This is a genomic window from Nonomuraea sp. GTA35 (genome assembly GCF_041950525.1).
In the GTDB taxonomy this organism is placed as follows: Bacteria; Actinomycetota; Actinomycetes; order Streptosporangiales; family Streptosporangiaceae; genus Nonomuraea.
The window spans coordinates 795,119-814,152 of record NZ_JBGNUV010000002.1 but is presented as its reverse complement, the minus strand read 5'-3'; the positions used below and the strand labels follow the sequence as shown (position 1 = coordinate 814,152).

The window sequence follows — 19,034 nt, the reverse complement described above, 5'->3', positions numbered from 1 at the left end:
TTCTCAGATGAGGCGGGGGAGCGGGATCTGCAGCAGCAGCACGAAGAGCACGTAGAACACGGCTACGGCGCCGATGCTGATCACGATGGAGGAGCGCCACGACTCCTTGCCCAGCCAGCGCAGCCAGATGAACATCAGCAGCAGCGAGGGGACCTCGAAGCCGATCACCGGCAGCAGCGCGGCGAGCCCGACGAGCGTCACCAGGCCCACCGCGGTCAGCAGGCTGGAGCGGGAGAACCGCTCGGTGTCCTGCAGGCCGCGGCCCGTGACGACGAGCACCGCCGACAGCACGATGATGACGACGCTGATGGCGAACGGCCACAGGCCGGGGCCGGGCTGGGTGAGCCGGCCGAGCCCGAGCGCGTACGAGCCGACCGCACCGAAGACGCCGACGGCGAGCGCCACCAGCGCGGCCGCGATCTGCGAGATCGGGCCCGCGTGCGGCGGCCTGGCCTCCTCCAGCTCTGCCTGGAGCCGGTCGGCCTCCTCCTGCAGGTCCATCGCGACGGCGGCCTGTTCAGGCTCCGCGCCGGGCGGCTTCGTGGGGTCGGACATGGATATGCACACTCCTTTGTGCCAGTCGACGGCGGCGGCCGGTGTGCGCCCGGCCGCCGTCCCCGTCATCAACCGGCGAGGTTGATGCCGAACTTGTCGAGCTGCGCCTTGAACGTGGTGGAGTCGTTCTGCAACGAGGTGAGGACCTCCTGCGGGGAGACCTCCATCGGGGTGAGCGAGTTCTCCTCGTTGAACTTCTTGTACTCCGGCGTGGCGAACGTCTTCTTGGCCGCGTCGAGCAGCTTGGTCTTGACGTTCTCCGGCGTGCCCTTGGGCGCGGTCAGGAAGCGGTACTGCGTCACCAGGACGTCGTAACCCTGCTCCTTGGCCGTCTTCACGTCGGGCAGGTACGGGATGCGCTCCTGCGAGAAGACGGCGAGCGGGACGAGCTTGCCGCCCTTGATGTTCTCGATGGCCTCGCCGATCTGCATGGTGGACACGTCCACCTGGTTGCCCAGCAGGGCGGTCAGGTTGGGGGCGCCGCCGTCGAAGGGCACGGCCGTCGCCTCGACGCCGGCCGACTTGAAGGTCAGCGCGGAGGCGAGCTGGGCGCCGGTGCCGACGCCGGTGGTGCCGTACCTGATCGTCTTGCCGGCCTTCTTCAGGTCGTCGATCGACTTGAAGCCGGACTGGGCGCTGGTCGCCATGACGTAGTCGTCACGGGAGATGCCGGTGATGACGTCGAACGAGTCGATCTTCGTGGCCTCGGCGGCCGACACCGTGAGCGGCGTGATCGTGAAGAGCGAGGCGTTCTGCACGGCGATCTTGTAGCCGTCGGGCTTGGCCGACTGCAGTTCCTTGGCGTTCAGCGCGCCGTTCGCGCCGGGCTTGTTCAGCACGGGGGTGGAGACGCCGAGCTCCTTGCCGATGCCCTGGGCGAGCGCGCGGGTGATGAGGTCGGTCGAGCCGCCCGCGGAGGCGCCCACGCTGAACTCGATGTTGCCCGTGGGATAGTCGCCGTCCCCGCCACCGGAGGAGGTCGTCTTGACACCACCACAGGCGGTCAGCGCGACCGCGGCGGCGGCGCCGACGACACCCAGGAGGATGCGGCGGGGGGCTGTCCGAGATGTCGGCATTGACTTCTCCTTCATGTGGGCGGGAGCCGCCCGTGGATCTTTGTGAAGCGGAGAGGGAGGTTGCGTAAGGTTACGGCACGGTTTCCGCTCTGTAGTCTCCGGAGACTATGGACCAGCCTCGATGCCTGTCCAGGCTCAATTCGGTATCAAGTGATACTCTTCGTGCATCATGCTAACACTCGATCAGATCCGGGCTTTCGTAGCGGTCGCCGAGGAGCTCCACTTCGGCCGTGCGGCTGATCGGCTGCGCATGACCCAGCCCCCGCTGAGCAGGCACATCCAGAAGCTGGAGCGGGTGATCGGGGTGACCCTGCTGGAACGTGACAACCGGCGCGTGGTGCTCACCGACGCCGGGCGCGGCTTCCTGGAGGACGCCCGCCGCATGCTGTCGCTCGTCGACACCGCGGGCGACCGGGCGCGCCGGATCGCCAGCGGCGCGGCGGGCACCGTACGGCTGGGGTTCACCGCCGTCTCGGCCATCAGCATGCTCGGCGCGCTGCTGCGGCGGCTGTCGGAGCAGCTCCCGGAGATCGACGTCATCCTGCACGAGCGGGTGACCGCCGGGCAGGTGGACGGCCTGCTGCGCGGCGAGCTCGACCTGGGCCTGGCCCGCCCGCCCTTCGACATCGACACGCTCGACTCCCGGGTCGTCTTCCGCGAGCCGCTGTGCGCCGCCGTGCCGCTCGGCCACCCGCTCGCCGACCTGGGCCGGCCGCTGGCCCCCGACGACTTCGACGGCCTGCCGGTGATCAGCTACAACCCGGTCCAGTCGCGCTACTTCCACGAGCTGACCGTGCGCTTCCTCACCAACGCCCACCCCAGGATCGAGCAGCAGGTCCACCAGATCCTCACCGCCGTGCTGCTCGTCGCGGCCGGCCGGGGCGTGGCCCTGGCGCCCGCGAGCGCGCGCTCGCTCGGGGTGGACGGCATCGCCTTCTGCGATCTCGTACGCGGCGGCGGCGACCCGCTGGACGGCGACGGGGGCACCGGCGAGCCGGTCGAGCTGCACGTCATCTGGAGCCGCGAGTCCACCAACCCCGCGCTCGCCCGCGTCCTGGAGCTGCTACCCGACCTGGAGGCTCGTGATGCTCTATGGGTATCGCCGGATACATAATCGCACTTGGACAAGTATCGCCCCACCTCCTTAGCCTGTCGGCGTCAGTTCTTACCGGCGGTGCGGGAGAATCCCACGGCCGCAAGTGAAGCGAGGAGCGTCCGCCATGCCCCATTACTCCCCGCAGGAGCTCGCCACACAGCTCAAGAGCGGTCTGTTGTCGTTCCCCGTCACCCATTTCACCCAGGACCTGGAGTTCGACGAGGCGGGCTACCGTGACCACCTGGCGTGGTTGAGCTCGTACCCGGTGGCCGGCCTGTTCGCGGCGGGAGGCACCGGCGAGGGCTTCTCGCTGACCGCCGAGGAGATCGACCGGGTGGTCCGCGTCGCGGTGAGCGAGGTGAACGGCAAGGTCCCGGTCATGGCCCCCGCCACCGGCGGCACCGCCAGCGCCGTCGCCCAGGCCAAGGCGGCCGAGGCCGCCGGCGCCGACGGCATCCTCCTCATGCCCCCCTACCTCACGGAGGCCGGCCAGGAGGGCCTGGTCGAGCACGTCTCCGCCGTCTGCCGCGCCAGCGGCCTCGGCGTGATCGTCTACAGCCGGGCCAACGCCGTGCTGAACGACCGCTCCGTGGCGGCCCTGGTCGAGCGGAACGAGACGCTGATCGGGTTCAAGGACGGCGTCGGCAACATCGAGAACCTCACCCGCATCTACGCCTCCGTCGGCGACCGCCTGGCCTACATCGGCGGCCTGCCCACCGCCGAGACGTTCGCGCTGCCGCTGCTGCAGCTCGGCATGAGCACGTACTCCTCGGCGATCTTCAACTTCGTGCCGCAGTACGCGCTCGACTTCTACGCCGACGTCCGCGCCCAGGACCGCGAGGCCGTCTACCGGCGCATCCGCGAGTTCGTGCTGCCGTACCTGGACATCCGCGACCGCACCAAGGGCTACGCTGTCTCGATCATCAAGGCGGGGCTGGCCGCCGTCGGCCGCCCGGCCGGCCCGGTGCGCCCGCCCCTGTCGGACCTGAAGGACGGCGAGCTCGCCGAGCTGACCGCCCTCATCAACAAGATCAGCTAGGGGGCTTCCTTGTCTCCCACGATCCAGCGCGTGGAAGTCGTCCCGGTCGCCGGGTACGACAGCATGCTGCTCAACCTCAGCGGCGCCCACGGCCCGTTCTTCACCCGCAACGTCGTCATCGTCACCGACTCCGACGGGCGCACCGGGCTCGGCGAGGTGCCCGGCGGCGAGGCCATCAGGCGGACCGTCGAGGAGGCCGGCGAGCTGCTGATCCGTCAGCCCGTGGCCCGCTACCGCTCGCTGCTGCGGTCGGTGGCCGAGCGGTTCGCCGCCAGGGACGCCGGCGGGCGCGGCCTGCAGACCTTCGACCTGCGGACCACCGTGCACGCCGTCACCGGCCTGGAGTCGTCCCTGCTCGACCTGCACGGCCAGTACCTAGGCCTGCCCGTGGCCGACCTGCTGGGCGAGGGGCGGCAGCGCGACCGGGTGCCGATGCTGGGCTACCTGTTCTACGTCGGCGACCCCGGCAGGACCGACCTGCCGTACCTGGTGGACGACGGCGGCGACGACGCCTGGTCCCGGCTGCGCCGCCGCGAGGCCCTCACGCCCGACGCCGTCGTCGCGCTGGCCGAGGCCGCGCAGGAGCGCTACGGCTTCGCCGACTTCAAGCTCAAGGGCGGCGTGCTGCCCGGCGAGGAGGAGGTCGAGGCGGTCAAGGCGCTGGCCGCCCGCTTCCCCGAAGCGCGCGTGACGCTCGACCCCAACGGCGGCTGGCTGCTGTCCGAGGCCGTGCGGCTGTGCCGCGGTCTCGGCGGCGTGCTCGCCTACGCCGAGGACCCGTGCGGCGCCGAGGGGCGCTTCTCGGGGCGGGAGACGATGGCCGAGTTCCGGCGCGCCACCGGCCTGCCGACGGCCACCAACATGATCGCCACCGACTGGCGGGAGATGGCCCACGCCATCCGCTCCGACGCGGTGGACATCCCCCTCGCCGACCCGCACTTCTGGACCATGGCGGGGTCGGTCCGCGTCGCCCAGCTCTGCCACGACTTCGGGCTGACGTGGGGCTCGCACTCCAACAACCACTTCGACATCTCGCTGGCCATGTTCACGCACGTCGGGGCCGCCGCGCCGGGCGAGATCACGGCGCTGGACACGCACTGGATCTGGCAGGACGGCCAGGCGCTCACCACGAAGCCGTTCCGGATCACCGGCGGCGCGATCGACGTGCCCGACACGCCCGGCCTCGGCGTCGAGCTCGACCGGGACGCCCTGGCCGCGGCCCACGAGCTCTACCTGCGCCACGGCCTCGGCGCCCGCGACGACTCCGTGGCCATGCAGTTCCTCGTGGAGGGCTGGGTCTTCGACCCGAAGCGGCCCTGTCTCGTCCGTTGAAACCCCGCTGGAACCGCTAGAACAGGGTCAGGGGCTCGTCCGGCGCCGGGCCGTCCGGCATCGGGTCGGGCAGCGGGTCCAGCTCCGGGACGCCGGCGCGTACCTCGTCGTGGAAGCGGCGGGCCAGCCGCAGCGCGTCGGCGTTGTCCGGGGTGTGCACGAACACGGTCGGCTCGCGCCCCTCGCGCAACCACCGGGTGACCTGCTCCACCCACGGCCGCCAGCCCTCGATCGTGCGCTCCTCGGCGTCGCGTCCCAGGTAGCGCACGATGGGGCGGGCGGTCAGCGCGCGCGTGCGGCGCGGCACGCGCGGCTTCTTCGTCCACGCGTCGCGCTCGGCGTCGCTGGTGGGCGGGCCGGCGAACATGACCGTGGTGTCGAACGGCACCCATTCGGCGTCCGCGGGGGCCAGGACGCGCTCCAGCAGGCGCTCCGAGCGCTCGTCCGTGAAGAACGCGGGGTGACGGACCTCCACGGCGTAACGGTGCTCCCGCGGGAGCCGTCTCAGGAACGCCGCCAGCGTGCCGAGGTCGGCGGGGGAGAAGGAGCCGGGCAACTGGATCCAGAAGGCGTGCACCCGCGGCCCCAGCGGCTCCATCGCCTCCAGGAACGCCGCCAGCTCGGCCTCCGCGCCCGCCAGGCGGCGCTCGTGCGTGATCGGCTTGGGCAGCTTGATCACGAAGCGGAAGTCGCCGGAGGTCTGCGCCGCCCACGACTCGACCGTGGCCCTGGACGGGGTGGCGTAGAACGTGGTGTTGCCCTCCACCGCGTCGCACCAGGTGGCGTAGGCCCGCAGGCGGTCACCGGGGTCGAGGTGGCCGGGCAGATACCGTCCTTGCCAGCGCGCATGTGTCCACATCGCGCATCCCACGTGAAGGCGCATGGGCACGACGTTATCGCCACCCGCGCCCTCTGGCGTCGCCACGGATCGGGTGGTCGTAGTGTGGCGGCATGGGCATGGTCGGGACGGTCGGGCTGGTTCTGCATCCGCAGCGCGACTCGAAGAAGGCGATAGACACGATCCTGCGGTGGGCCGCCGACAAGGGCGCCACCGTGCTCGGCCTGCCCGAGGAGGTGGGCCGCATCGACTGCACCGCCGTCCCGGTGGACGCCGCCACGCTGGTGGAGCGGGCCGACCTGCTGGTCGGGCTGGGCGGCGACGGCACGATGCTGCGCACGATGCGGCTGCTGGCCGGGCGGCCGACGCCCATCCTGGGGGTGAACCTGGGGCGGCTCGGGTTCCTCGCGGAGATCGACGTGGACGAATTGCCCGGCACGCTGTCGGCGATCGACGAGCATGCGTACACGATCGAGCCGCGCATGGCGATCCGCGGCTCGGTGGGCGGGGTGGAGGTGACGGCGTTCAACGACATCGCGCTCGTCCGCATCCCCGGTGAGGGGCTGGCCGCGGTGTCCGTCACCCCGTCGGGCAGCCCCTTCGTCCGTTTTTCCGCCGACGCCGTCATCGTGGCCACCTCCACGGGGTCCACGGCCTACAGCTTCTCCGCCGGCGGGCCGATCGTGTCGCCGCGCGTGGAGGCGGTGCTGGTGGTGCCCGCCGCCGCGCACTCGTCCTTCAACCGGGCGCTGGTGCTGCCGGCGGACGAGGAGGTGACGCTCCAGGTGCTGCCCAGCAGCGGGCGGCTGGCCGTGGAGGTCGACGGGGCCGTGATGGGGCACCTGTGCCCGGGCGACACTGTCACGGTCACGGCGTGGCCGGGGGCCGCCAAGGTGGTGCGGCTGGGGACCACGTTCTACGAGCGCGCCCGCCGCAAGCTCCGCGTGGACGGCAGCGCCGAGGCCGACTGACCCCGCCCCTGCCTTTACCTCGCCGCGAGTGGCGCGGCGGGCTGGGGCAACTTCCCGGGCGGGTGGGTCAGCCCTTGCCGGCCGCGTTGACGATGCGGGTGGTCGAGCGGTCCGGGATGGCGTCCATCTCCCAGCAGTCGGCGCCCAGGATCGCCGCCGCCGCGGCGCGGGCGCCCGCGTGCGGGTCTCCCGCCGTGTGGGCGAGCGCGGAGGGGCGCATCGGGGCCAGGAGGTCGATGTAGTCCTCGGGGCCGTGCGCCTCGGGCGGGCCCGTCACGATGAAGACGCCGGTGACGAAGCGGAGCGCGGCCAGCACCTCGGCGCGCTCCGCCGATGGGTTGAACGGGCGAGTCGGCCCCTTCCACGCGCGCACGCGCGGATCGTCCTCGACGCCCACGATCAGCGGCAGCCCGCGCGCCGCCACCGCGCCCAGGTAGCGCACGTGGCCCACGTGCAGGATGTCGAAGACGCCGGTCACGACCGCCGCCCCCGGCCGCTCGTACGGCTGCGTCCAGACGGCCTCCAGGCTGCTCACACGACCTCCTGCTCCCCCACGGGCCTAGACGACTCGTCGATCGCAGCGTACTCGGTCGGTGAACCGGGACGTGCAAGCGACCTCGGGAAAGGTCATTCCTACCTTTTCGCGATAATCTCCGGGCGGCCCCCGAGGCGTCTCACAACGGCACCGGATTCGGGGGAGGTCACCGTGGCACCGGCGGACTCGCACCACGTGAACGGGGATGATCAGGCCGGCACCGGTGATCTCGTGATCCGGTTGCCGGGGATGCCGTCCCAGGTGGCCAGGGCGAGAGAGCTCGTCACCGCGGCGCTCGGCCGCGACCATCCGCTCCACGACGACGTGGCGCTGCTCACCAGCGAGCTGGCCACGAACGCGATCCTGCACACCAGGTCCGGCGCCGGGGGCTCGTTCACGGTGAGCGTGGCCAGCTCGGCGACGGCGGTGCGGGTGTTCGTGGCGGACGGCGGGTCGCAGGAGCCGCCGTGCGTGTGCCGGACGAGCACGCAGGCCACGAGCGGCCGCGGCCTGCCGCTGATCGAGGCGCTCAGCCACCGCTGGGGGTTCATCAGGGAGGCCGGGTCGACGACGGTCTGGTTCGAGCTGCTGCAGGAACGGGTGCCCGCCCGCATGGCCGGTTAGCCGCGGTTGGCCGTCGCTCCGTCTTGATCCGCGGCCGGTCGCGAAGGACCATGGTCAGCGGGAGCCGGCTACGGACGGGAGACACGGGACGTGAGTCGCGACGGCGGCGACGCTCGGAAGGTCGAGCGGCCGGGCACGCAGGGGCACCGGAGCTGCCCGATCCACCGGGCGGACGACGGCACCTGGCAGGTCAGCGGCCTCGCGGCGGCCCGTGCCGTGCTGCGCAGCGAGGCCACCGTCCAGGCCGGGCTGGGGGTCGAGACGGTGGAGAAGCTGCCGGCCAGGGTCCGGCGGCCGGTGCTGTACCGCGACGGTCCCGAGCATCGGGAGGATCGGCGGCAGACGGCGCGGTTCTTCACGCCCCGCCGCGTGGACGAGCGGTATCGCGGGCTGATGGCGGAGGTCGCCGACAAGCAGCTGGCGAAGCTGCGGGCGGCGGGCCGGGCGCAGCTCTCCGAGCTGAGCTTCGGGATGGCGATCGAGGTGGCGAGCGCGATCATCGGGCTCACCTCCGGCAGGCCGGGGATCCGCGAGCGGCTGGAGCGCTTCTTCCCCGAGAAGTACGGCCGGCCCGGCCTGACCAGCCTCCAAGGCCTCTACTGGACCATCAGGCAGAACGTCAACTGGATGCGCGTCTACCTGGCCGACGTGCGCCCGGCGATCCGCGACCACCGCCGCGAGCCGCGCGACGACCTCATCTCGCACCTGCTGGACGACGGGTGCTCGGCGGCGGAGATCCTCGGCGAGTGCCTGACGTTCGCGGCGGCCGGGATGGTGACCACGCGGGAGTTCATCTGCGTGGCGGCCTGGCACCTGTTCGGCGACGACGCGCTGATGGCCCGCTACCGGGAGGCGGACGAGCCGGAGCGGCTGGCCGTGCTGCACGAGATCGTGCGGCTGGAGCCGGTGGTGTCCCGGCTGCGGCGGCGCACGACGGCCGCGATCGAGCTGCCCGGCGACGGCGGGCCGGTCACGGTGCCGGCGGGCGCGCTGGTCGAGGTGCTGGTCGACGCGGCCAACACCGACCCCGCCGCCGTGGGCGCCGAGCCGCTGGCGGTGCGGCCGGGCCGGGCGGTCGGCGACGGCACGGGGGCCGCGGCGCTGGCGTTCGGCGACGGCCCGCACAAGTGCCCGGGATCCGGCGTCGCGATCCTCGAGACCGACGTCTTCCTGACCCGGCTCCTGGCCATGGAGGGGGTCTCGATGGCGGCGGCCCCGAGGGTGACGTTCAACAACGACATCGGGGGATACGAGATCAGGGGGCTAGTCGTCGCCCTCTCCTGAGCCGGCCTCGCACGCCTGGAGCCGGCGCCGCAGGTGTGCGCGCTCGGGCTCCGTCCCCGCCCAGCCGAGGGCCTGGCGGTAGGCGTCGGCGGCGGCACGGTGGCGGCCGAGCCTGTGCAGCAGGTCCCCGCGCGCCGCCGCGTACGGATGGTAACCGCGCAGCCGCGGCTCCCCGGCCAGCTCGTCGAGCAGCGCCAGCCCGGCCTCGGCGCCGTCGCGCATGGCCACCGCCACGGCCCGGTTGAGCGCGATCACCGGGGACGGGGCGAGCGCGAGCAGCACGTCGTACAGTGCCACGATCTGCGGCCAGTCGGTGGTGGCGACGTCGGCGGCCTCGTCGTGCAGGGCGGCGATGGCGGCCTGCACACCGTACAGGCCGGGCGGGCCGCCGGTGAGTGCGGCGACCACCAGGCCCTGCCCCTCCTCGATCATCGTGCGGTCCCATCGGGAGCGGTCCTGGTCGTCGAGCAGGACCAGCTCGCCGTCGGCGCCGATCCTGGCCTCGTGGCGGGCGTGGACGAGCAGCATCAGGCCGAGCAGGCCGGCGACCTCCCGCTCCCCGGGCAGCAGCCGGCGCAGGATGCGCGCCAGCCGGATGGCCTCCTCCGCCAGGTCCGGCCGCTGCAGGTCGGGGCCGGTGCTGGCGGCGTACCCCTCGGTGAAGACGGAGTAGATCACCTGGAGCACGCCGGGCAGCCGCTCGGGCAGCTCGTCCGCGCCCGGCACGCGGAACGGGATGCGGGCCTCGCGGATCTTCTTCTTGGCCCGCACGATGCGCTTGGCCATGGTGGCGGGCGGCAGGAGGAAGGCGCGCGCGACCTCCTGCGTGGTCAGCCCGGCCAGGCAGCGCAGCGTCAGCGCCACCCGGTCCTCGGCGGGCAGGGCGGGGTGGGCGCAGGTGAAGAAGAGCTGCAGCCGCTCGTCCGGCAGCTCGCCGCCGGTGTCGGCGGGCGCCGCGGGACCGGCCCGCTCCGCCTCCACCTGGAGGATGGCCAGGCGGGCCGCGTACGCGCGGTCGCGGCGCAGCCGGTCGACGGCCCGGCGGCGCGCGGTGGTCATCAGCCAGGCCCCCGGGTTCGGCGGCACGCCGCCGGCCGGCCAGTGCACGAGTGCCGCCTCGACGGCCTCCGAGGCGACCTCCTCGGCCAGGTCCAGGTCGCCGAAGCGGCGCACCAGGGCCGCGAGGAGCCGGCCCCGCTCCTCGCGGAAGACCGCCTCGACGGAGGATCCCACCGCCGTCATCATCGTCCCTTCCCGCCCGCGGTCGCGGCTCAGTCGAACTCGGCGACCGGACGGACCACGACGGAGCCGCCGCCGCGCGCCCCCGGGCAGCGGGCCGCCCAGTCGAGGGCGACGTCGAGGTCGGGCACGTCGATGACGTAGAAGCCGCCGAGGACCTCCCGCGTCTCGGCGAACGGCCCGTCGGTGACGGCCCGCTCGCCCGACGCGTTCACGCGGACGGTCGTGGCGGTGGTGAGGTCGGCGAGCGACTCGCCCGCGACGTACACGCCCGACTCCCTGACGGTCTTGTCGTAGGCCACCCACTCCTCGAACGAGGCCATCTCGGCGTCGCTCTCGGTGGCGGGGCTGTTGATCAGCAGCATGTACTTCATGGCCGGTCTCCCTGTCGTCTGGGGTCGTCTGTGGTCGTCTCGCGCGGCCGGAGTGCCGCGTCGCCATGTCTACGAACGGGACGAGCGCGGAAGGACACGCCTTCCGGAAATTTCTATCGCGACTTTCGTGAGCGGACGGGGCAGGGGGTGGGCCGGCCTCGCGGGCGCTCTTGGCGGGGCGCCGGTTTTACGTGGTGAAGTCGCCGTCAAGGCCCGGCGAAATCAACGGATATGTCCTAGTTTAAGGCGATCTGCGTGGTTATCGTGTGAATGAGGGAGCGATGATGCGGAGGAGGAATCATGGCCGGAATATCGGGCTTCCACGAAGGTGGAGGCTGCGGGCGCCGCCGCTGGCGCCGTCGCCGCTGCCGCCGCCGCAGGCGCTGGTGGGGCGGCCCCTGGGGAGGCGACTGGGACTGGTGGTGAGCCAGGCCCGCTGAGATCCTCAGAGATCCAGAACCGTCAGAGATCGAGCCGGCACAGACCCTCGGCCAGGGCCTTGGTGGTGAGGCGGGTGCGGCTGTCGCAGCCCAGTTTGGCGAAGATGTGCTCCAGATGCGTGGTGACGGTGCGGACGCTCAGCACGAGCGCGGCCGCGATCTGCGGATTGGAGTCACCCGCCGCCACCCGGGTCAGCACGTCCACCTCCCTCCCCGTCAGGTCGTACGGCAGGTGGCAGCGCCGCTCGGCCGCCACGGCCCCTTGCAGCGTCCCCTGGAAGCCGACGCCGGCCCGCAGCAGCCGCACCTCGTGCCACCGCCCGCCAGCGCCCGGCCAGAGCCCGCGCCTGCTCAGCTCGCGCGAGTCGATGAACGCCCGCGCGTACGCGGCCATCGCCGGATCGTCCCACAGCGCGGCCGAGACCTCGTGCCCCGGCACCTCGCGCCGCGTGCCGACCCGGTCGTAGGCGACCGCGCGGAAGTCGGGCGGCAGCCCCACCGGGTCGATCACGCACCTGCTCAGGTCGGTGACGTGCGCCAGCATCGGGCTGACCGCCGCCACCAGCGCGCCCGTGAGCCGCGGGAACGCCTGCCTGGACGCCAGGTGCAGCAGCCCCGTGTAACGGCCCTCGCTCAGGAACAGCGGCGCCGTCAGTCCGGCCCGCCAGCCGTAGGGGGCGAGGTGGCGGCGGAAGTACCGCTCGGTGTCGGGCTCCGGCATGGGGACCGGCGCCCGGGTGGAGATCGCCTTGCGGTAGGCCGCCAGCCCGGCGTACTCCTCGGCCGCGTCCTGATCGATGCGCGAGTGGCCGTCCGAGATCACGCTGTGGTGCCGCCCGGTGGCGGGGTCGTACGCGACGAACTCGTAGGCGTCGAGCGGGACCACGCGGCGCAGCGCCGCCATCGCCCCGTGCGCGCCCCCGCCGCCCGCCACCTGGTAGCCGACCTCGGCGAACGCCTGGAGATGGCGCACGTCCACGGTGATCTGGGCCACGGTGCTTTTATATCATTTGACGATTTTCAGCCCGACGATCTACCCGGGTGCCACCCGGGCGGGCGGTGCTATGGTCGTACACATGCAGCGCGCCTCCGTCACGACGACGCCGGACACCGTCCCGGCGCGCTGACTGCATGCTTCCCGGGCGGACGCCCGGGACTGCTGGTCGTTCGCCCCTTTCCACGGAAAGGATGATCATGAACGACCATCGCAGGCTCGGCCGTGAGCTGGGCATCTTCGGCACCGATCCGCTCATCGGCGCCGGCCTGCCCTACTGGCTGCCCGCCGGCGCCGCCGTGCGCAAGGCCGTCGAGGACTACGTGCACGAGCTGGAGCGCCGCAACGGGTACCAGCACGTCAACTCGCCGGTGCTGGGCAAACGCGAGCTGTACGAACGATCGGGGCACTGGGCGCACTACGCCGAGGACATGTTCCCGCCGATGGAGGTGGGCGGGGAGGAGTTCGTGCTGCGGCCCAGCCTGTGCCCGCACCACGCGATCATCTACCGCTCCCGGCAGCGCAGCCACCGCGAGCTGCCGCTGCGCATCGCCGAGCTGGGCGGCATGTACCGCGCGGAGCTGTCGGGCGTGCTGGGCGGGCTGACCAGGGTGCGGGCCATCCAGCTCAACGACGGGCACGTGTTCTGCGCGCCCGAGCAGGCCGCCGCCGAGGTGTCGGCCGCGCTCGACCTGATCGAGGCCGCGCACGAGCGGCTCGGCATCCGGGCCGCGCGTTACCGGCTGTCGCTGCGCGGCGAGGGCGAGAAGTTCGTGGACGACCCGGCCATGTGGGCGCGCTCCGAGTCGGTGCTGCGGAACGTGCTGAAGGAGCGGGGCCGCGCGTACGACGAGGAGCGCGGCGAGGGCGCCTTCTACGGCCCGAAGATCGACATCCAGATCGCCGACCCGGCCGGCCGCGAGTCGACCCTGTCGACCGTCCAGGTCGACTACTTCCAGCCCGAGCGCTTCGACCTGCGCTACGTGGGCGGCGAGCGGCCCGTGATGGTGCACCGCAGCGTGGTCGGCGGCCTCGAGCGCCTGGTCGCCCACCTCATCGAGGTGCACGGCGGTGCCTTCCCCGCTTGGCTGGCGCCCGTGCAGGCGGTGGTGCTGCCGCTGTCGGACGCCGAGCTGGCCGGCGCGGAGGAGGTGCTGCGCCGGTGCGTGGCGGCCGGGCTGCGGACCGAGCTGGTGCCCGCGGACCGGAGCAGCCTCGGGGCCAGGATCAGGGCGCACCGGCTGGTGCCGTACCAGCTCGTGGTGGGCCCGCGCGAAGTGGCCGGCGGGGTGGCGAGCGGGCGGGCGGCGGTGCGGCTGCGCGACGGGAGCCAGGCGGGCGAGGTGCCGATCGAGCAGTTGGCCGCGCAATCGCGACCGTTCGCCTGACAAGCGGAAATCAAATGCATAACGGAGCTTCCCTGATCACCTGAACGGCTCGTAAAGTCCCTGCAACGCCGTGTCGGGGAGGACGCATTTGACCGAGCTGAGCGACCGTGAGGCAGAGCTGGTCTCCGCCCACGAGCAGGAACGTCCGGCGCGGCAATTGGGCGGGCCGCTCAAACTCGGCGTGTGGGTCGTCGGCGGGCTGCTTTCCGCGTACTCGCTGATGGTGGTCTTCCGGCCGGTCGAGGCGATCGAGCACCGGATGACCTTCCTGGCGGTGGCGCTGCCGCTGGTCTTCCTCTGTTACCGCTCCGGGATGGCGCCGTACGCGCGGCGCCTCCTGCGGCGGCCGGAGCCCGCTCCCGCGGGGGAGGGGCCGCGGGCGGAGTGGCCGAGCGCGGCCGACTGGGCGCTCGCGGCGGCGTCGCTGGCGGTGCTGCTCTACCCGCTGCTGGACATCGACGCGTTCCGCGACCGGGGCTCGGGCGCGGCGCTGACGGACCTGGACATCGTGGCGGGCGTGGTGCTGACGGTGCTGCTGCTGGAGGCGGTACGGCGCACGGTCGGCTGGGCCTTCGCCATCATCTGCATCCTTTTCCTGATTTATGCCTACTACGGCTCATATTTGCCCATTGATTGGACCATCGGGCATATCGGGTTTGATATCGGGCAAATCGTGTCGCAGCTCTACACCGGCACCGAGGGTTTCTTCGGCGTTCCGATGCAGGTGGCGGCCAGTTACATCATCCTGTTCACCATTTACGGCGCGGTGCTCGACTACTCGGGCGCCAGCAAGTTCTTCATCGACCTGAGCTTCGCCGCCTTCCGCAAGTCCCGAGCCGCCCCCGGCCGCACCGTCACCACGGCCGGCTTCCTGCTCGGCACCGTGTCGGGCTCGGGCGTGGCCACCACGGTCAGCCTGGGCAGCGTGGCCTGGCCGGTGCTGCGGCGGGCCGGCTACCCCAAGGAGCCCGCGGGCGGCATCCTCGCGGCCGGCGGCATCGGCGCCATCCTGTCGCCGCCCACGCTCGGCGCGGCGGCGTTCATCATCGCCGAGTACCTGGGCGTCAGCTACCTGCAGGTGCTGCTGTACGCGACGATCCCCACCCTGCTGTACTACCTCGGCATCTTCCTGGCCATCGAGATCGACTCGCGCCGCTTCGGCACCCAGGCCGTGCAGGTGGACGCGCCCAGGGTGGGGCGGCTGCTGCTGCGCTTCGGCTACCACTTCAGCTCGCTGATCCTCATCGTCGTGCTGATGGCGATGAACCGGTCGGCGTTCCAGTCCGTGGTGATCGCCACGGCGGTCGCGTTCCTGCTGTCGTTCCTCGACCCCGCGCACCGGATGGGACCCAGGCGGATCGGGCAGGCGCTGGCCAAGGGCGCGCTGGAGGTGCTGCCGGTGACCGCGGTCTGCGCGGCGGCGGGCATCATCGTGGGCGCGATCACGCTGACCGGGCTCGGCCAGAACCTGGCCGACATCATCGTGGACATCGGCGCGGGCAACCTCGTCATCACCACGGCCATGGCGGCGATCGCGGTGCTGCTGCTCGGCCTGGCCGTGCCGGTGACGGCCAGCTTCATCATCGCGGCCGTGATCATCGGGCCGGCGCTCTTCGACCTCGGCGTCACCAGGCCCGAGGCGTACATGTTCGTCTTCTACTACGCGGTGCTGTCGGAGGTCAGCCCGCCCACGGCGCTGTCGGCGGTCGCGGCGGCCGCGATCACCGGCGGCAACACGTACAAGACCATGATGATGACCTGGCGTTACACGTTGCCGGCGTTCCTGGTGCCGTTCGCCTTCGTGCTGACGCCCAACGGGCAGGCGCTGCTCGGGCAGGGGCCGATCGGCACCGTGCTGCTGATGACCGCGGTCTCGGCCGTCGCGGTGGCCGCGCTGGCCATGGCCACCGGAGGGCTGGCCGGCCTGCCGGAGCGGCTGCTGGCGGCGGTGGCCGCGGTGCTGCTGCTGTTCCTCGAACCCGTCCCCATCGTCGCCGGTCTGGCCGTGCTGGCCGTGGCCGCCGCCATGCACCTCATCAGAAGCAGGAGAAGGAGAGCAGCGTGAAGCGGATTCTCACGATCGTCGCCGCCACGGTCCTGGCGGTGGCGGGCTGCGGCGGCGGTGGCGCCGGCGGCGGCTCGGGCAACCGGCTGTCGATCGCCACGGGCGGCACGACCGGCGTCTACTACGTCTACGGCGGCGGCCTGGCCCAGCAGCTCTCGGCCAACATCGCCAACACCCGGGCCACCGCGTCCGTCACCTCGGCCTCCGTCGAGAACATCAAGCTGCTGGCCTCGGGCAAGGCGCACATCGGGTTCTCCCAGTCCGACACGGCCGCCGACGCGGTCAACGGCAAGGACACCTTCACCGCCAAGCAGCCCGTCAAGGCCATCGCCCGCATCTACGACAACTACACGCACGTCGTGGTCGCCCCCGGCGTCGAGGCCACCAAGGTCGCCGACCTGAAGGGCAAGCGCGTCTCGCTCGGCCCCGCCAACTCCGGCACCCAGGTCGTCGCCAGGCGCATGCTGGAGGCGGCCGGCATCGACCCCGACACCGACATCACCAAGCAGCAGCTCTCGATCAACGAGTCCGTGCAGGCGGTCAAGGACGACACGATCGACGCGTTCTTCTGGGTCGGCGGCCTGCCCACGGCCGGCATCACCGACCTGGCCACCAGCAAGCCGGACATGAAGATGCTCGACACCAGCGACGTGCTGGCGAAGATGCAGTCCACGTACGGGCAGCAGTACGTCGCGCTGAACGTGGACATGTCCGCCACCTACAAGCTGTCCGGCCGGCTCCAGACCGTCGGCATCGCGAACGTGCTGCTGGTGCCGGACTCGATGAACGAGCAGCTCGCCTACGACATCACCAAGACCCTGTTCGAGAAGAAGTCCGAGCTGGCGAAGGTGCACCCCGAGGCCCAGAAGCTCGACCCGGCGATGGGCCAGCAGGTGGCCCCGGTCGCGCTGCACCCGGGCGCCGCGCGTTACTACAAGGAGAAGGGCTGATCCGCCTGCTCCTGACGCTCGCGGCGGTGGCGGCGCTCGGCACCGGCGACGGTGCCGGGCGCCTCACCGTCAACGGCCTCCCCGTGACCCGGGGCTTCGCCCTCGGCTACGTGCACAGCATCTACAGGGCCCCCTCCGCCGAGCTGTTCACCGTGGACGGCACCCGGTTCACGATGCGGGCCGTGCTGTCGGTCAACGAGGGCGTGCTCGACTACTACGCGGTGGAGGGCGAGCGGGTGCGCCTGCCGGGGGACCTGTGGCTGCTGCGGCTGGCCGAGCCGGCCACGTACGAGGAGCTGTCGCTGCTGACGACCTCCATCGGCCGCAGGACGGTCATCTCGGGCGGGCGCTGCCTGCCCCTCTACCCGGCCTCCGGCGCCGGCGAGGTGCGACTGTCGCTCGCGCTCACCTGGCAGGTCACGAGCCGGCCGTGCCCCGCCGCCTTCGCGGCCCTACAACCAGTCCTTCTTCTTGAACACCGCGTACAGTCCCGCTGAGGCCAGCGCCACCAGCACCGAGGACGTCCAGAAGCCGGCGGGCGTCCCCGACCCCGGATAGGGCACGTTCTGGCCGTAGAAGCCGGTGATCGCGGTGGGCACGGCGATGATCGCGGCCCAGCTCGTGACCCGCTTCATGATCTCGTTCAGCCGGAAGCCCTGCTGCGACAGGCGGGTCTCGCGGACGTTGGCGAGCATGTCGCGGATGGACTCCACCCACTCGATGACACGCAGGACGTGGTCGTGGACGTCCTCGAAGTACGGCTTCATGACGGGGTCGGCGACGAGGTCCTGGTCACGGCGGAGCAGGGTGCCGACCACCTCGCGCATCGGGAAGGTGATCCTGCGCAGCTTGGTGGTGTCCCTGCGCAGCACGTACATGGAGTGCTGCAGCGCCCTGCTGTCGCGGACGCCCTGCACGAACAGCGCCTCCTCCATCGCCTCGACCTGCCCGTCGAGGTCCTGCACCAGGTCGAAGTGCTGGTCCACGACGTAGTCGAGCAGCCCGTGCAGCAGGAACGTGACGCCGTGGCGGGCCATGCGGGAGGCGGCGTCCCAGCGCCTGACCACCCCGCCGATGTCGAAGCGGTCGTTCTCCCGAACGGTGACCAGGGCGTTGGCGGTGACGAAGACGTTCACCTCGACGGGGACGATCCGGCCCGCCTCCAGGTGCAGCCCGTACACCGTGATGAACAGGTGGTTGTCGTAGACGTCCACCTTCGGCCGCTGGTGGCCGGTGAGCACGTCCTCGACGGCCAGCTCGTGCAGCCCCAGCTCCTCGCCGATCGCGGCGAGCTGGGCGGGTGACGGGGCGCACAGGTCGAACCAGACCGCGTTCGCCGGGTCCGCCACGTGGTCGGAGACCTCCTCGACGGGGAAGCCTTCCTTCTCCAGGACGCCGTTCCGGTAAAGCCGCGTGTGCACTAGCCGAGTCTGGCAAATCGTCTCGCGTTCCGCACAGCCGCCCCTCCCGGGTCGTTGTTGAAGTAGACCCAGGCGTCCTCCCAGCCCGCCTCGCGCACCCGGGCGGCCCAGGTCCGCAGCGCGCTCTCGCCGTACTCCCAGCCGGACCGGCCCTGGTGCAGGCGCACGTAACCCCAGCCGGCCGTACGCCAGAGCGGGCTCTGCGGCCGGCCCAGCCGGTCGGCCCAGCACAGGGCGGCCCCGCGGGCGGCCAGGAGCTGCCGCACCTCCTCGGTCCACCAGGAGTCGTGGCGCGGCTCCACGGCCACCCGGACCCCGGCGGGGAAGCAGCCCAGGCACCGGTCGAGCCTGGCCGGATCGGCCTTCAGCGTCGGCGGGAGCTGCAGCAGGATCGGGCCCAGCTTCTCCTTCAGCCCGGCGGCGGCGCCCATCAGGCGCGCGACCGGCTCCTCCGGCTCGTCCAGCCGCTTGATGTGGGTGAGGAACCTGCTGGCCTTCACGGCCATCACGAAGCCGGGCGGCGTGCGCTCGCGCCAGGCGGCGAACGACTCCGGGCTCGGCAGCCGGTAGAAGGCGTTGTTGCTCTCCACGGTGGCGAACTCGGCCGCGTACGTCTCCAGCCAGAGCCGCTGCGGCACGCCCTCCGGATACAGGACCCCGCGCCAGTCCTTGTACTGCCACCCGGAGGTGCCCACCAGCCGTGTCATGGCATCTGGCCTACCCGGTGGGGCCGCGTGCAGTACAACTGTCCTAGTTCGTCACGTGTCCTAGTTCGTCACGCCCCATGTCCGTCACGTCGAGGAGGACCTTTCA

19 protein-coding genes are annotated in these 19,034 nt (G+C 71.8%); 10 read left to right on the top strand and 9 right to left on the bottom strand.

The window, feature by feature from the left end; all coding sequences use genetic code 11:
* Positions 1-3: 3 nt before the first annotated feature.
* The gene (locus ACBJ32_RS10335) at positions 4-555 is read right to left on the bottom strand and encodes a tripartite tricarboxylate transporter TctB family protein (protein ID WP_375126535.1); all 552 of its coding nucleotides are present in this window, start codon (positions 553-555) and stop codon (positions 4-6) included.
* A gap of 68 nt (positions 556-623) precedes the next feature.
* Entirely contained in the window at positions 624-1,631 is a 1,008-nt protein-coding gene (locus tag ACBJ32_RS10330) for a tripartite tricarboxylate transporter substrate binding protein (RefSeq protein WP_357866336.1), read from the bottom strand.
* 169 nt (positions 1,632-1,800) lie between these two features.
* Between ACBJ32_RS10330 and ACBJ32_RS10325 the strand changes: the two genes are divergently transcribed.
* From ACBJ32_RS10325 to ACBJ32_RS10315, 3 genes are all read left to right on the top strand, one after another.
* Positions 1,801-2,745 carry a LysR substrate-binding domain-containing protein gene (locus ACBJ32_RS10325; RefSeq protein ID WP_375126534.1) on the top strand — a complete coding sequence of 315 codons (945 nt, stop codon included), beginning with the start codon at positions 1,801-1,803 and terminating at the stop codon, positions 2,743-2,745.
* Positions 2,746-2,851: 106 nt separating this feature from the next.
* On the top strand, positions 2,852-3,766 hold the full coding sequence (gene kdgD / locus ACBJ32_RS10320) for a 5-dehydro-4-deoxyglucarate dehydratase (protein WP_357866340.1): 915 nt from the start codon (positions 2,852-2,854) through the stop codon (positions 3,764-3,766).
* A gap of 30 nt (positions 3,767-3,796) precedes the next feature.
* On the top strand, positions 3,797-5,098 hold the full coding sequence (locus ACBJ32_RS10315) for an enolase C-terminal domain-like protein (RefSeq protein WP_375126533.1): 1,302 nt from the start codon (positions 3,797-3,799) through the stop codon (positions 5,096-5,098).
* Between the two features lie 16 nt (positions 5,099-5,114).
* On the opposite strand, the gene ACBJ32_RS10310 is transcribed toward ACBJ32_RS10315, so the two are convergent.
* Positions 5,115-5,981, bottom strand: coding sequence for a DUF72 domain-containing protein (locus ACBJ32_RS10310; RefSeq protein WP_375126532.1), 867 nt, complete (start codon positions 5,979-5,981; stop codon positions 5,115-5,117).
* 68 nt (positions 5,982-6,049) lie between these two features.
* On the opposite strand from ACBJ32_RS10310, the gene ACBJ32_RS10305 reads away from it, so the two are divergent.
* Positions 6,050-6,907, top strand: a complete 858-nt coding sequence (locus ACBJ32_RS10305; protein ID WP_357866345.1) for an NAD(+)/NADH kinase — start codon at positions 6,050-6,052, stop codon at positions 6,905-6,907.
* Positions 6,908-6,974: 67 nt separating this feature from the next.
* Here ACBJ32_RS10305 and ACBJ32_RS10300 read toward each other — a convergent pair whose 3' ends face one another.
* Positions 6,975-7,442, bottom strand: coding sequence for an adenylyltransferase/cytidyltransferase family protein (locus ACBJ32_RS10300; protein ID WP_375126531.1), 468 nt, complete (start codon positions 7,440-7,442; stop codon positions 6,975-6,977).
* A 171-nt stretch (positions 7,443-7,613) separates the two neighbouring features.
* Between ACBJ32_RS10300 and ACBJ32_RS10295 the strand changes: the two genes are divergently transcribed.
* On the top strand, positions 7,614-8,066 hold the full coding sequence (locus ACBJ32_RS10295) for an ATP-binding protein (protein WP_375126530.1): 453 nt from the start codon (positions 7,614-7,616) through the stop codon (positions 8,064-8,066).
* Positions 8,067-8,156: 90 nt separating this feature from the next.
* Entirely contained in the window at positions 8,157-9,350 is a 1,194-nt protein-coding gene (locus ACBJ32_RS10290) for a cytochrome P450 (RefSeq protein WP_375126529.1), read from the top strand.
* Here ACBJ32_RS10290 and ACBJ32_RS10285 read toward each other — a convergent pair.
* The 3 genes from ACBJ32_RS10285 to ACBJ32_RS10275 form a co-directional block, all read right to left on the bottom strand.
* Positions 9,330-10,592: an RNA polymerase sigma factor gene (locus tag ACBJ32_RS10285; protein WP_375126947.1), complete on the bottom strand. Its 1,263-nt coding sequence runs from the start codon at positions 10,590-10,592 to the stop codon at positions 9,330-9,332. The genes ACBJ32_RS10290 and ACBJ32_RS10285 overlap by 21 nt on opposite strands.
* A 29-nt stretch (positions 10,593-10,621) precedes the next feature.
* Positions 10,622-10,963, bottom strand: a complete 342-nt coding sequence (locus ACBJ32_RS10280; protein WP_375126528.1) for a YciI family protein — start codon at positions 10,961-10,963, stop codon at positions 10,622-10,624.
* A 462-nt stretch (positions 10,964-11,425) separates the two neighbouring features.
* A complete protein-coding gene (locus ACBJ32_RS10275; RefSeq protein ID WP_357866357.1) occupies positions 11,426-12,397 on the bottom strand; it encodes a LuxR C-terminal-related transcriptional regulator in 972 nt (323 codons plus the stop codon).
* 137 nt (positions 12,398-12,534) lie between these two features.
* On the opposite strand from ACBJ32_RS10275, the gene thrS reads away from it, so the two are divergent.
* The 4 genes from thrS (at position 12,535) to ACBJ32_RS10255 (ending at position 17,297) form a co-directional block, all read left to right on the top strand.
* Positions 12,535-13,785 (top strand): threonine--tRNA ligase, encoded by a 1,251-nt coding sequence (gene thrS, locus ACBJ32_RS10270; RefSeq protein ID WP_375126527.1) that lies wholly within the window; start codon positions 12,535-12,537, stop codon positions 13,783-13,785.
* Between the two features lie 88 nt (positions 13,786-13,873).
* Entirely contained in the window at positions 13,874-15,850 is a 1,977-nt protein-coding gene (locus tag ACBJ32_RS10265) for a TRAP transporter permease (RefSeq protein WP_375126526.1), read from the top strand.
* The gene (locus tag ACBJ32_RS10260; RefSeq protein WP_357866360.1) at positions 15,847-16,800 is read left to right on the top strand and encodes a TAXI family TRAP transporter solute-binding subunit; all 954 of its coding nucleotides are present in this window, start codon (positions 15,847-15,849) and stop codon (positions 16,798-16,800) included. The genes ACBJ32_RS10265 and ACBJ32_RS10260 overlap by 4 nt, the downstream gene beginning before the upstream one ends.
* A 26-nt stretch (positions 16,801-16,826) precedes the next feature.
* Entirely contained in the window at positions 16,827-17,297 is a 471-nt protein-coding gene (locus tag ACBJ32_RS10255) for a hypothetical protein (RefSeq protein ID WP_375126525.1), read from the top strand.
* Here the strand turns inward: ACBJ32_RS10255 and ACBJ32_RS10250 are convergent.
* Positions 17,253-18,221 carry a magnesium transporter CorA family protein gene (locus tag ACBJ32_RS10250; protein WP_375126524.1) on the bottom strand — a complete coding sequence of 323 codons (969 nt, stop codon included), beginning with the start codon at positions 18,219-18,221 and terminating at the stop codon, positions 17,253-17,255. The genes ACBJ32_RS10255 and ACBJ32_RS10250 overlap by 45 nt on opposite strands.
* Positions 18,221-18,928 (bottom strand): DUF72 domain-containing protein, encoded by a 708-nt coding sequence (locus ACBJ32_RS10245; RefSeq protein ID WP_375126523.1) that lies wholly within the window; start codon positions 18,926-18,928, stop codon positions 18,221-18,223. Before ACBJ32_RS10245 ends, ACBJ32_RS10250 begins: the two co-directional genes overlap by 1 nt.
* Between the last annotated feature and the right edge of the window lie 106 nt (positions 18,929-19,034).